The following is a 12,960-nucleotide window of genomic DNA, read 5'->3' as shown; positions in this document are numbered from 1 at the left end:
GCACGCTTGGACTCCGCCGCGGCCAGTGCCGCGGCGGAGCTTCATGGCAATGATCTGCGCCACTACATTCGCAGCTATGACCACAGTTTGCCGCCAGAAATGTGCGGCAAGCTGATCGAGTCATTCAACGCGCTCTCACGTTTCCAGCAAGCCAACGGCCGCGGTGTACGCCCGGGGCTGGACGACAGTGCATGGACCGAGATGGACATAAGCCGGCTTTCCGATGCCGGGTTCATCGCATTCTTCCGGCAGCTGGTGAGCACCGCGCTGCAGCGCTACAACGCCGATGTCGGCGTGCCGGTGGCCATCCCCGATAGCCCGCTGCTCAGCCCGCTGATCCTGAAGCGCTACCGTGCCGGCAGCGATGAAAAGTTCCAGACCCACTTCGATTCGATCAACGAAGTCTGCGACCGCTACCTGGTGTTCCTGTGGTACCTCAATGACGTGCAGACCGGCGGTGAAACCTGGTTCCCCGGCCTGCAGACAGGGGTAACGCCGCGCACCGGAAGGCTGCTCATGTTTCCGCCGTACTGGATGTATGCGCACCAGGGAAAGCCCTCCCCGGAGCAGGACAAGTACATCCTCTCCACCTACCTCAGATTCCCCCAGCGTCAATCCAGCGCATAGCCATAACGCTGCACCCACGGCGCAAGGAGCGCCAGCGTCTGCGCGCTGAAATGCGCGCGGTAATTGCGCCACCTGCCCACCGCACCGGCGTTCAATGGCTGCACGACCTGCGAGTAACTGGGGGTGTTGATGCGACGGCTTCGGCTGCTGGCGTGCTCGGCGAAGGCAAGCTGCTGCGGCTGCATCGGCTGCGCCAGGAACGCCATCAGTGCGGACAGCTGCCCGGGCAGATCGGCAACCATGTCCTCGTAGCGCAACACATGCACATGTGCCGGCACCAACCTGCGCTGCTGCTCCCACCATTCCATGATGGCCACGTAGGTACGTGCGCTGGACTCCAGCGAAGTGAAAGCCATCGCCCCACCATTGCTGCCGAATGCCTGCATATGGCAGCTGAGCACGCAGTCGCAGGGATGCCGTAGCAGCAGCAACCACTGCGCCTGCGGGAACAGGCGCGCCACATAAGGCAAGCGCGTCATCGTCAGGGGATATTTGTCGACCAGGCGCCCGTGCGGCAGCAGGTAACGACGAACCTCATCCCAATAGCGCTGCTTCGCCGCAGCCAAGGCGCCCGGCGTGAGTGCATCGAGCGCCACATCCAGATCGTCGTCCTGCCACCCCGGCAAAGCCCGCAGCTGCGCTATCGCCACTTCAAGTGCAGGCCGCTCATCCAGGACATCCAGATCCACGTGCGCGTCCAGGATCCGCTCCAGCAACGTCGTTCCGGAGCGCGGAAAGCCAACCAGGAAGATCGGATCGCGCGGCAGCGCAGGATCGGCCTGCACCTGCGCCCAGGTCTGCGACGCAGGCCGCAGCAGCCGCTGCTGCAACCACTCCAGCACCGGCGGCGCGGCGGCTCCGGACACGCGTTGTTGGAACGCCCTGCCTGCTGCGTCGTGGGCGGCTGCCAATGCCTGCATCGCCGGGTCGGCCTGGCCCAGCTGATCATGGTTGCGGGCCAATTCGAACTGCAGCTGCGCCTGCATCGCCGGCGCAAGGTCCCGTTGCAATCCATCGGCCAGCCGCAGGACTGCCTGCGGCTGCTCTTGCTGCCTACGCAATACCCGCGCAGCCGCCAATTCGAACATTCCGCCGCTGCTACGCGCGTACTCGGCAGGCACGGCGCGCAGTTGCTGATCCGCTTCCGCCACCCGGTTCAGCCGCTCCAGCAACAGCGCGAATTGAACCCGCGACTCGCCGGACTCCGGCGCCCCGGCAATCACCTGCCGGTAGAGCTGCTGCGCGGCATCATCGCTGCCCGCCTGCGCCAACAACCAGGCCAGAGCCTGGCGTTCGTCAAGGTGCAACGAATCGGCATGCACAGCCTCAAGACAGAGCGCGAGTTCCTCAAACCGCTCCAGTTCTGCAAGGCTTTGGGCGTAGGCGAGGCGCACATCGATCGCGTCGGGCTCACGCGACAGCGCGGCGCCCAGGTACCGGTTGGCATCTGCAAACCGCGCCTGCCCCAGCAGCGCCAAACCATAGCCCAGCAACCAGGCGACATCGTCGGCCCCCAACGCACGGGCGCGTTCAAAGGCGACACCGGCGGCGCTGGCATCTGCGCTTTCAAGGCAAGCATTGCCGAGGTTCATCCAGGTGCTCAGTGAATCGGGCTGCAGCGCGGCCGCCCGGGAGAACCAATCACGTGCCTCCTGCACTCTCGCCTGCCCGGCCAAGGCCATGCCCAGCACTTCCATTGCCGGCGCGGAACCGGGTGCCTGCTCAAGCAATCGGCGCATGGCGTCTTCAGCCACATCCGGCCTGCCCTGGTGCAGATCCGCCACTGCCTTTTCGAGCTCAACCTGCATCCACGCCCCCGATGGTTACAAGAGAATCCATCACGCCCACGCTGAAATCTTCATTTCGGGTAATCCAAGCGCGAATGCGCGCATGTACCGGCAGTACGGCAGCACGCAGCATAGGACGTGTTCGGGGGCTTGGTAAGTCACTCTTCTCTCTGCACAAGCCAGATCCTACTCAGCCCAACTGCAATGGGCACGATGGTCGGCCCCGAACCTACCCGGCACATGCCGGGTTCTTTTTTGGCGGGGATCAGACGCCTTGCGACCATTCTGAAATTTTCATTCTCGTTGCCAGAGGCCCATGGCCATGCGATGTTTTTCATAGCTGCGGGTACAGCCTTGTCCGCAACATTTTCGACTTCCTTTCATCGACTGATCGGGCAGTGAAGACGAAGTGAAGATCCTGCACCACTGCATACACGGTTCCCAGGCGCTGGATCTGTCCCGGCAGCCTGCGGCAACCGTGCACGCCACCGCCTGCCACGGGCGCGGTACCCGCGTGCTGATCCCTGCCGGCTGGATCAGCGTCACCTTGGTGCTGACCGGATTGCTTGAGATCAGCGGCGGCGATGCGCCCTGGCAATTGGCCGCACATCACCTGCAGTTATGGCTGGAGGGCGAACTGCGCCTTATCAGCCGCGGTCATGCCTGGTGGCTGTGCATCGCCGCACCGGCGGCGCTGTGGGAGCGGCTGCCCTGCAGCACGTCGCTCAACAACCATCTGATCCCACGCGAACTGCGCTGCGACCGCGAGCTCGCAAGTGCCGTGCTGCACCTGGCGCGCAAGCGTTGTTTCAACAACAGCAGCGATACGACCGCAGTCCAGGACGGGATGCAGGTACTGCGGGACACCCTGGTGGAGCGGCAGCAGGCCTTGCATGGCCAGCTCAGCCGCTGCAGCGGCCGCACCGCGCTGCGGCGCCACCAGACCCTGCTGCGGCTGCTGCGCGTGCAACACCTGATCCGGTGCAACAGTGACGGGCGGCTGGACCTCAACCGCCTGGCTGCCATTGCGAACTACTCGCCCCCGCACCTCATCCGCATCTATCGCGAAGTCTTCGACGAAACACCGTTCGAATATGCCCACCGCCTGCGCCTGCAGCGCGCGTGGGAACTGGTGTGCACCACCGATCTTTCCATCTGCGAAATCGCCGGCGCGTTGGGTTTCGAAACAGAAAGCGCGTTCTGCCGCTCCTTCAAGCAATCCTTCGCCTGTACCGCAAGCCAAGCGCGTCGAAGCCGTGCAACCAACACCACAGCGACCGGGGTATCACGGTCAGCGCCAATGCACGACCTGCAGGCTGAACTTGCGACCCAATGAAATGGTGCTCGAGCGCCAGCGGGCGCGCGATGCAGGGACGTGTGCCGACGTGAGTCGCCACAACTGAAGGAACCCGGTGCCTGGGCCACCTGCTTGCTACAACGCCGCGCCTGCAGGTCCTGCCTCGACGCGACCTGATCTTCGCGCCGCTCCTTCTCGAACGATATCCCGGAGGGCGCCAACACCGGCAGCCGCGTGATTGGGCAATGGTCCCAGCCGAGGCCCTGCCGTCCACTGCCCAACCCGCCGCAGCGCAAGCCGAAGGGCAGATAGCGACCGGTTCAACCCAGCCGGGTGCTGCTGGCGCGCGCGGGGTGTTGGCCCACGCCAGACCGAGGATGTACATCAACAGCCATTTTCGTATCCCCAATTCAGCAAGCTTGCAGCCCACCTGAGCACCCTACCCATGCGTACAGGTGAGGTATTTGGCCGCCGCCTGCGTCTGAACTGAGTAGAGCTTCACAAAAAAAGCTCTCACGACGGCCGGAAGAGGTTCCGGCTACAGCGCGTACAGCCGACCAGTGCGGCTTGGCGCCCGTCGCCCGTTCACGCAGGCAATCGGGGGAACACGCAGTGGGCATCAGACATCATTCGATCCAAGGTTCGCAATCGCTGGAGCTTTCCATGCAACGGCCGGACTGCATCCATGCCATCAGTGGCCGCGGCAAAGGTGGCCGCCTGTTTATTCCCGCCGGCTGGATCAGCACCACCCTGGTGCTGGAGGGCAGCCTGGAGTTGAGCAGTGGCGATCTGCCGTGGATGCTCGGTACCCGCCAACTGCAGCTCTGGGTAGATGGCAGCGTGCGCCTGAACTGCCGCGAGCAGGCATGGTGGCTGTGCATCGCCGCCCCTGCCGCGCTTTGGCAGAAGCCACCGAAGAGCACCGCCTCCATCATCAACTGCCTGATCCCACGTGAGCAGGGTTGCGACAGCAAACTGGCGCGCGCACTGGTGCACCTCTGCCGGCCCCGCTGGTTCCAGCAGGGCATCGATTCACCCGACCCCACCTATAAGTTGGGGCTGTTGCGTGACGCCCTGATCGAACGCCAGCAGGCCCAGCAACTGCAGCTTGAACGCTGCAGCGGCCGCACCGTGCTGCGCCGCCATCAGACCCTGCTGCGGCTGCTGCGCGTGCAGCACCTGATCCGCTGCACCATCGACACCCGGCTGGATCTGGTCAGTCTGGCTGCGGTGGCCAATTACTCGCCCACCCATCTCATCCGCATCTATCGCGATGTCTTTGGTGAAACCCCGAGCGAGTACGCGGTGCGGCTGCGCAACAAGCGCGCATTGGACATGGTCTGCAACACCGAGCTGTCGGTCTGCGAGATCGCCGAGTCACTGGGCTTTGAAAGCGAAAGCGCGTTCTGCCGCGCGTTCAAGCACGCCTTCGGCTGTACCACCACCGCTGCACGGCGTGGCCAACAGGTACAGCACAGCGCGTTGCTTGCCCCCGGCCCTGCGCCAGCCAGCAGCACCCGGCTTATTGCCGCATCTGCGATGGAATGGGCGGTAGCTTCCTGACCGCCCCGCACCGCCCTCAGTGCCCGCCGTCCAGCGCCTTGAGTTCACTGACCAGGGCGCTGGCCGCCTCGGCCCCATCGCCGTACAGCATGCGCGTGTTGTCAGCGTAGAACAGCGCATTCTCGATGCCCGCAAAACCGGTGCCCTTGCCGCGCTTGATGACGATGGTGTTCTTCGAATTGACCACATCCAGAATCGGCATGCCGTAGATCGGGCTGGTCGGGTCGGTCTTGGCAACCGGGTTGACCACGTCATTGGCGCCGATCACCAGTGACACATCGGTAGTGGCGAACTCCGGGTTTATGTCGTCCATGTCGGCGATCAGGTCGTACGGCACGCCGGCTTCGGCCAGCAGCACGTTCATATGCCCGGGCATGCGCCCGGCCACCGGGTGGATCGCGAATTTAACCTTGACCCCGCGCTCGATCAGACGCTGCGCCAGTTCCCAGATCTTGTGCTGGGCCTGGGCGACCGCCATGCCGTAGCCGGGCACGATCACCACGCGCTCGGCGAAGGCCATCATCGCCGCGACATCGGCCGCTTCGATCGGCTTCTGCGTGCCGCTGATTTCAGCACCCTGCCCGCCACCGCCGAAGTTGGAGAACAGCACGCCACTGATCGGCCGGTTCATCGCCTTGGCCATCAGGCGCGTCAGCAGGATGCCGGCAGCGCCGACCATCATGCCGGCGATGATCAAGGCCTCGTTGCCGAGCACATAGCCTTCAAACGCCACTGCCAAGCCAGTGAATGCGTTGTAAAGCGAAATCACCACCGGCATGTCGGCGCCACCGATCGGCAGCGTCATCAACACGCCCAAAGCCAGCGCCACCACGAAGAAGCTGATGATCGCCAGTGGCTGCAGGCTGACGGCAGCCCACACACCGAGCACCACCATAGCGACGGCGACCAGCAGATTGAACACCTGCTGCCCAGGGAAAGTGACGCGCTTGTCCAGGCGCCCATCGAGCTTGGCCCAGGCGATGATCGAACCGGACAAGGACACCACACCAATCGCCGAGCCAATCACCGCCAAAGCCAGCACGGTAGTCGAGGGCAAGCGTGCCGACAGGTCGGCAATGGCCTGCGCGCTCCAATGGCTGGTGTCGCGGTTGGCCAGCTCGGAGAAACGCAGCAGTTCCACCGCGCCAATCGCCGCCGCCGAGCCGCCGCCCATGCCGTTGTACAGCGCCACCATCTGCGGCATGTCGGTGATGGCCACCTTCTTGGCCGACACCCAGGCCAGGCCGGTGCCCAGCACCAGCGCCACCGCGATCAGCGCGAGGTTGTGCAAGCCCGGCAGCAGGAACGTGGCCGCGGTAGCGATCAACATACCCGCGCCGGCCCATTGGATACCGCTGCGTGCGGTCTTGGGCGAGGCCATGCGCTGCAGGCCCAGCAGGAACAGCGTCGCGGCAACCAGATAACTCGTATTGACCAGGATCGATATGCTCATGCACCGGCCTCCAGAGCCGTGTCGATGGGGCGAGGAGACTGCTTGTCGAGACGATGGTGTTCGCGCATTTCGATGGCGGTTTTCAACAGACCGATCATGCCCAGGCCAAATGCCACCAGACCCAATGCCAACTGCGACAGCGCGGTATTCGTTGCCAACGCCGCGCCTACCAGCCCCAGCACGATCGGCAGCAGCGCCTGCGCGCTGATCAGCCACAGCAGCAACCGGCCCTTACGCGGGTCCTGCCAAACCTTCTTCGACATCTTGTTCTGGGTTTTGGCCGGATCCTGCAGCGAGGACATGCCCACGCCCACGCCGGCGTACAGCAAGGCATTGTTGTAGGCGTCGAGCATGCCCTCCATGCCGGTGAACAAGGGCCGCGCCGCATAGGCGAAGGCCACCAGCAAGGCCGGGTACTGCAGATAGCTGAGCCACTGGAAGAACTGCCGGGCATCTGTCGAGGCGCCGCCTGCAGCCGCCGGGGAAGCACTCACTTGCCCTTCCCTTCAGGCTTCTTCGAGCTTTTGAACATGTCCAGCATGCGCTCGGTCACCACGTAACCACCGGCCGCATTGCCGGCGCCCAGTGCCACCGCGATGAAGCCGATGATCTTCTCCAGCGTGGTGTCGGCGTGGCCGAGTACCACCATCGCGCCGATCAGCACGATGCCGTGAATGAAGTTGGAACCGGACATCAAGGGCGTGTGCAGGATCACCGGCACCCGCGAAATGATCACATGGCCGGCAATCGCTGCCAGCATGAAGATGTACAACGCTACGAACCCGTCGCTCATTGCTTGGTCTCTCCGAGGCTGGATGCGCCTGTCCGGCATCATAACCATGTGGCAGAAGCCGGCGCGACCGTTGCGTTGTCAACCGATCCGGCGCCCGTGCGTTATCACTCCCAGACACGCTACGACCGGGACGCTACCCTGTGCTGGTGACCAGCCCACCCCTGATGCCGCCTGCTGCTGTACCTGCCTCGCTGGACGCCTTTCTGGCCGGCATCGGCCCGCGTGCGTTTCGTTTCGCCGAGGCCGGCCTGCGCCAGCGCGATGACGCCCTGGACGCGGTCCAGGACGCCATGGAGCGGATGCTGGGCTACCGCGAGCGGCCCGCGGAGGAATGGACGCCGCTGTTCTGGAGCATCCTGCGCCGGCGCATCATCGACCTGCAGCGGCGCCGCAGCTTCCGGCTGAAGTTCTGGGCCCCCCAGGAAGATCATGACCAGGACAGTGCCATCGACTGGGCCGACGAAACCCCGGGCCCGGCACAGACCCATGAACAGCAGCATGATTATGCCCAGCTGGTAAGGGCACTGCGCCAGTTGCCTGCCCGCCAGCGCGAGGCATTCAGCCTGCGCGTGCTGCAGGAGTTGGATGTGGCCACCACCGCCAAGGCCATGGGCTGTTCGGAAGGCTCGGTAAAAACCCACCTGTCGCGCGCGCGCGACGCATTGCAGAAACAACTGGAGGCCACGCGGTGAACCGCATGCCCGATACCCACCAAGATTTCGATCACAGCGCCCGGCAGCTGCAGGAGCACGCCAACGCAGCGCTGTCGCCCGCCACGTTGGCGCGGCTGCGGCAGGCACGCCAGCAGGCCGGCACGGCAGCGACGCCTTCGCTGTGGCGCCGTCATCGCTGGTGGCTGGCCACCGCGTGCTCGGTGCTGCTTGCCGTACCCGTGGCACTGCAGTTCAACACCCACACGCCACCGGCTGCGCCCGTGATTGCCAGCCAAAACGGCGTTGAAGGCGATGACACCCTGCTGCTGGAGGAAAGCCCCGAGCTTTACCTGTGGCTGGGCTCCGACAATCTGGCGATGGAATGAAGCTGATGAAGACCACACTCTCTGGCCTGTTGCTGCCGCTGTTGTTGATCTGCGCCAGTGCCCCGGCCGCCGCCCAGCAACAGCTGCCCGAATGGGACCAGCTCACCCCGGCCCAGCGCGAAACCCTGATCGCGCCGCTGCGCGATCGCTGGAATGCATCGCCCGAGCGCCGACAGCGCAGCTATGACCACGCCCGCAGCTGGCAGCAGATGACCCCGGAACAACGCGAACAGGCGCGTCGCGGCATGCACCGTTTCGAAAACATGTCGCCCGGCCAGCGCCGCGACGCGCAGGCCTTGTTCGACAAGATGCGCGGCATGGACAAGGACCAGCGCCAGCAGCTGCGCGAGCAGTGGAACAAGATGAGCCCGGAACAGCGCCGGCAATGGGTGGAAGCCAACCCACCGGCGCCACGCTCCCCGCACTGACAACCCAACCCTCCCCTTGGCCTTCGGCCAAAGGGAGGGGCGATGCGCCGCGCAGGCGAATAGCGAATGTAGTGCCGAGCCATGCTCGGCAGAGGCTTGCCCAGCAACGCCAGCGCCGTTGTAGGAGCGGCGTCAGCCGCGAAGCTGGCGACAATTGAACGGCCTAAAAACCAACCCCTCCCCAAACCCTCCCCTTGGCCTACGGCCAAAGGGAGGGAGCGTGGTGCCGCGCATGTAGTGCCAAGCCATGCTCGACAACGGCTTGCCCAGCAATGCCAACATCTTTGTGGGAGCGGCATAAGCCGCGAAGCTGAGCTCAATGAAGTTGCGGACATGGCCGCATCCCGATGGGCCATCCGCTTCGCGGCTTACGCCGCTCCCACAAGGTCCAGCAGGAAAGCTTCAGCGGAGCACGGCCCCGCTCCAGCTTGACCGCTCACACCGGCGGAATCTCACCGCCCGCAGGGCGTTGCGGCCACACGGTCTTGGCCAGCAGTTCGTCATTCCAGTCAAACGTCAGCCTGCCGTCCTTCAGGAACAACGCAACGAAGTTGTACACATTACGCGCGAACATCTCACTGGCGTGTACCGCGCCCATGCTGGCCAGATTCAGTGGGCCGGCAACCGTCACGCCGCCTACCTCGATGGTCTGCCCCGGCTGGGTGGCTTCGCAGTTGCCGCCGGTTTCGGCGGCCAGGTCGACGATCACGCTGCCCGGGCGCATGCCCGCCACCATCGCCGCGGTAACGATCTTCGGTGCCGGCCGTCCCGGCACAGCTGCGGTGCAGATGACGACATCCACACCCTTCAGATGCTCGGCCAGACGTCGCTGCTGCTCGGCACGCTCTTCCTCGGTCAGCTGCCGGGCATAGCCGCCTTCGCCGGCTGCGCTGACGCCCAGGTCCAGGAACTTGCCGCCCAGCGATTCGATCTGTTCGCGGGTTTCCGGACGCACATCGAAGCCTTCCACCGCTGCGCCCAGGCGCTTGGCGGTGGCCACCGCCTGAAGGCCGGCAACGCCGGCACCGACAATCAACACCTTCGACGGGCGGATGGTGCCGGCAGCGGTGGTCAGCATTGGAAAGAAGCGCGGGGCCAGCTGGGCGGCGATCAAGGTCGCCTTGTAGCCGGCCATGCCAGCCTGTGAACTGAGCACGTCCATCGCCTGCGCGCGGGTGGTGCGCGGCAATCGTTCCAACGGGAATGTCTGCAGCTGCCGCGCCTGCAAGCCCGCCGCGCGCGCGGGATCGGCTTCGGGCTGCACGCCGCCGACCAGTACCGCGCCGGCCTTGAGCCGGCCGATGGTCGGTAACGATGGCGCCTGCACGCACAGCAGCAGGTCCGCGCTTTCCAGCGCATCACCCAGCTGTGCCCCTGCATCCACATAGGCCTGATCGGGGAAGCCAGCGGCCGTCCCTGCGCCAGCCTGCAGGTGTACCTGCGCGCCGGCCGACACCAGTTTCTTGACTGTTTCCGGCGTGGCGGCAACGCGCCGCTCGCCCTCGGCAGTTTCCTTCAATACCCAGACATCAACGGCCATTCCAGTCCTCGATGCGCAACGGATGAACCGTCGGATCGTAGCAAAGCCGGTGGCCGCTGCGGCAGGCCCTTGCCTGCCTGGCGGCAATCAGTGGGCAACGCCCTGCGGCTCGAGGCGGTCGATCACGCCCTGCATGGCGCTGTCGAAGGCGCCGTCGTCCACGTGCGGACGCAGGCGTTCCAGCCGCACCATCACTGCCAGTTCCTCCGGCGAGGCCACGCAGAAACGGATGCCGCGTCGGTTGACGAACAGCAGGCGCGAGGAAATCGGGCTCACCCAGGACAGCTTGCCGGCCTGCATCTTGCCGTCCTTGTCGATGAAGTCCAGCCAGGTGCCAATTTCCATCCTGCGGAAGCGCTCGGCATCACCGTCATCGAAATCTTCGGCCTTGGTCGCACTGCCGAATTCGATGGCGGGGGTTTCCGGTGCGGGCGGTGTGGGCAGGGCAATCTGCGGCAACTCGGGCAATGCACGCTCAAGCTCGGGACGCAGCTCGGCGATGGACTGCAGGGTGTCGTGCAGCGCGTCAATGGCAGTGGTGCCGCCTTCGCCATGCAGGCCAACGCTGGCAAACACCTTGCGCAGGCCCGGCTGGCTGGACTGCAACCACAGCTTGCCGACGATATGGCGGCGCGCCTCGGCTACTTCTTCCAGCACGTCGTCGGCCAGCTTCAGGGCCTCGGTCACACCTTCTCCGTCATCGCCTTCGCGCAGCAGGGTGAGCGTGAGGTGGTGGTTCCAGGGCTGGCGCAGGAAGTCTTCGATGGCCTTGGGCAGGGCCACACCGGCAACGCGCTTGTCCAGCTCGGCGCTGGCGCGGTTGCGGGCGACTTCCAGCTTTTCCTGGCCACGCTGGGTTTCGGCCGCACGGCGCTCGGTGATTTCGATGCGGCGGCGGTGCTGGGCCAGGAAGTCGCGGAACTCTTCCTCCAGGGTGAGGAAGATCGCCAGGTTCTCGTTGAACTCGGCGGTCAACCTTTCAATGATTTCCTCGACCTTGCCCATCAGCGCGCGCTCGGCCTGGCTTTCACCGGCATTGCCTTCGCAGGCCTCGGCCAGCGAGTTGAGCAGCTTGCGCGCCGGGTGGGTCTTCTGCACGAACATGCGGCGGTCGAGCATGGCGACCTTGACGAAGGGCACCACCAGGCGGCCGATCAGCTCGCGCGAACGGCCTTCCAGATCGCGCTCGTCGAGCATCACGTCAAACAGCATGCCGACCAGGTCGATCGCGTCTTCGTCCTGCGGGTCCAGGCGCGCCTGCTCGGGGTCAACCCCAAGCCGCGTGGCACCGGACAACACTTCACTCTTCAGGCGCTGCGCCAGCGATTCGCCATCCTCGCCCACCGCCGCGCGCAGGGTTGCGCTGGGCGTAGCCTGCAGCAGCGACAGCACCGACATCATCTCGCGCTGGTTCAAGGAACGGTGCAGGCCTGCGCCGGTCTGCGCCGCATCCGGCGCGGACGCCCCTTCGCGGGTCTGCCGGCTTTGCGCCAGCAGCTCGTGCAGCGCCTCGAGCACCATGTTCTGTGGATTGCCATAGGCCTGTTCGGCTTCGAACCCGGCGGCGGCCTGTGCGGCCTCGTGGCCGGCGATGCTGCCGCGTTGCTGCGTCCAACGCTCGGAGAAGCGCCGCGCCCACATCGGCGCATGGCCCGCATCGAAACCTTCTTCTTCCTGCGCGGCCTGGGCCATCTGCTCGGCAGGTGCGCGCTGCGGCGTGGGCCGGCGCGGCGTGGCGATCTCGGGCGCGGCGCCGGCCTGGGCCAGGCGTGCGTCCACCGCTTCGTACAGCTTGCCCACGCCGGCGGCGAACTCGCGCTCGCAAAGTTTGAACAGCACCAGCCGCACTTCAGCGGTCAGGTCACAGGTATAGAACGCCTCGTGCACGGCCACACCGATGTGCTCTGGGCCGATCGGGTTGGTATCGGCATCCAGTGCCGCCACCCCGGCCACCCAGGCCAAGCGGTGATCGATGCGCAGCAGCACCTGCTTCCAGTCACGCAGCAGCACGGTCGCAAAATTGCGCACCGCCAGCCGCGATTCCAGAATGTGTTCGGGCACCAGGCTCAGGCCGCCCTCGTTCTGCCCGGCCAGCACCGCTTCAGCCGACTGCGGGGTGCCCGCGTCCAGCGCGGCCCAGGCCTGCTGCAGGTGAGCGTCAAACCGGCGCGAGATCTCATCGCGGCGACGGCGCAGCTCACGCATGCCGTCAAGGAAGGCCAATTGGGAGGAACCGGCGGTTTCCGCCCGGTCGAACAGCACATCATCAAACCCCGCCAGCACCTTGGCAAAGGCCTGCGAAAGCACCGGCAAGGAGGCCTCGCGGGCCATGCCGAGCAGATTCTGGTTACGACCGGGCTGACCGGCGGGATGCGGATTGGACATCATGCGCAAAGGCTCCACACCCTTACAGGCGCTGATCTTCTGATAAAC

The 12,960-nt window shown here is 65.2% G+C and carries 12 protein-coding genes; 6 read left to right on the top strand and 6 right to left on the bottom strand.

From position 1 onward, the window contains the following. The first annotated feature begins 6 nt into the window (after positions 1-6). The gene (locus tag BCV67_RS13795; RefSeq protein ID WP_231732388.1) at positions 7-627 is read left to right on the top strand and encodes a 2OG-Fe(II) oxygenase; all 621 of its coding nucleotides are present in this window, start codon (positions 7-9) and stop codon (positions 625-627) included. Here the strand turns inward: BCV67_RS13795 and BCV67_RS13790 are convergent. Further along, on the bottom strand, positions 612-2,435 hold the full coding sequence (locus BCV67_RS13790; RefSeq protein WP_062169093.1) for a tetratricopeptide repeat-containing sulfotransferase family protein: 1,824 nt from the start codon (positions 2,433-2,435) through the stop codon (positions 612-614). The genes BCV67_RS13795 and BCV67_RS13790 overlap by 16 nt on opposite strands. 388 nt (positions 2,436-2,823) lie before the next feature. On the opposite strand from BCV67_RS13790, the gene BCV67_RS13785 reads away from it, so the two are divergent. Continuing rightward, positions 2,824-3,750, top strand: coding sequence for a helix-turn-helix domain-containing protein (locus BCV67_RS13785; protein ID WP_062169095.1), 927 nt, complete (start codon positions 2,824-2,826; stop codon positions 3,748-3,750). A gap of 624 nt (positions 3,751-4,374) precedes the next feature. Continuing rightward, entirely contained in the window at positions 4,375-5,274 is a 900-nt protein-coding gene (locus tag BCV67_RS13780) for a helix-turn-helix domain-containing protein (protein WP_062169097.1), read from the top strand. A gap of 16 nt (positions 5,275-5,290) precedes the next feature. Here BCV67_RS13780 and BCV67_RS13775 read toward each other — a convergent pair whose 3' ends face one another. Genes BCV67_RS13775 through BCV67_RS13765 form a run of 3 tightly spaced genes read right to left on the bottom strand, consistent with a single transcriptional unit; the run spans position 5,291 to position 7,520 of the window. Continuing rightward, entirely contained in the window at positions 5,291-6,727 is a 1,437-nt protein-coding gene (locus tag BCV67_RS13775) for an NAD(P)(+) transhydrogenase (Re/Si-specific) subunit beta (protein ID WP_062169099.1), read from the bottom strand. Beyond that, positions 6,724-7,221 (bottom strand): hypothetical protein, encoded by a 498-nt coding sequence (locus BCV67_RS13770; RefSeq protein WP_062169101.1) that lies wholly within the window; start codon positions 7,219-7,221, stop codon positions 6,724-6,726. Before BCV67_RS13770 ends, BCV67_RS13775 begins: the two co-directional genes overlap by 4 nt. Next, positions 7,218-7,520, bottom strand: coding sequence for an NAD(P) transhydrogenase subunit alpha (locus tag BCV67_RS13765; protein ID WP_057628719.1), 303 nt, complete (start codon positions 7,518-7,520; stop codon positions 7,218-7,220). The genes BCV67_RS13770 and BCV67_RS13765 overlap by 4 nt, the downstream gene beginning before the upstream one ends. A 140-nt stretch (positions 7,521-7,660) precedes the next feature. Here BCV67_RS13765 and BCV67_RS13760 point away from each other — a divergent pair, with 140 nt between their 5' ends. From BCV67_RS13760 to BCV67_RS13750, 3 genes are read left to right on the top strand one after another with little or no spacing between them, the layout of a single operon-like run. Further along, positions 7,661-8,212, top strand: coding sequence for an RNA polymerase sigma factor (locus BCV67_RS13760; RefSeq protein WP_062169103.1), 552 nt, complete (start codon positions 7,661-7,663; stop codon positions 8,210-8,212). 5 nt (positions 8,213-8,217) lie between these two features. Further along, positions 8,218-8,559, top strand: coding sequence for a hypothetical protein (locus tag BCV67_RS13755; protein WP_231732389.1), 342 nt, complete (start codon positions 8,218-8,220; stop codon positions 8,557-8,559). Between the two features lie 5 nt (positions 8,560-8,564). After that, positions 8,565-8,987 carry a DUF3106 domain-containing protein gene (locus BCV67_RS13750; RefSeq protein ID WP_156455863.1) on the top strand — a complete coding sequence of 141 codons (423 nt, stop codon included), beginning with the start codon at positions 8,565-8,567 and terminating at the stop codon, positions 8,985-8,987. A gap of 436 nt (positions 8,988-9,423) precedes the next feature. Here the strand turns inward: BCV67_RS13750 and BCV67_RS13745 are convergent, their stop codons facing one another. Together BCV67_RS13745 and BCV67_RS13740 are read right to left on the bottom strand one after the other, a co-directional pair. Continuing rightward, positions 9,424-10,527 (bottom strand): NAD(P) transhydrogenase subunit alpha, encoded by a 1,104-nt coding sequence (locus tag BCV67_RS13745; protein WP_062169107.1) that lies wholly within the window; start codon positions 10,525-10,527, stop codon positions 9,424-9,426. A gap of 87 nt (positions 10,528-10,614) precedes the next feature. Beyond that, on the bottom strand, positions 10,615-12,915 hold the full coding sequence (locus BCV67_RS13740) for a DUF1631 domain-containing protein (RefSeq protein WP_062169109.1): 2,301 nt from the start codon (positions 12,913-12,915) through the stop codon (positions 10,615-10,617). Positions 12,916-12,960 lie beyond the last annotated feature (45 nt).

This window comes from Stenotrophomonas nitritireducens (assembly GCF_001700965.1).
In the GTDB taxonomy this organism is placed as follows: Bacteria; Pseudomonadota; Gammaproteobacteria; order Xanthomonadales; family Xanthomonadaceae; genus Stenotrophomonas; species Stenotrophomonas nitritireducens_A.
The sequence above is the reverse complement of the archived record's forward strand: the minus strand, read 5'-3'. Positions and strand labels throughout refer to the sequence as shown.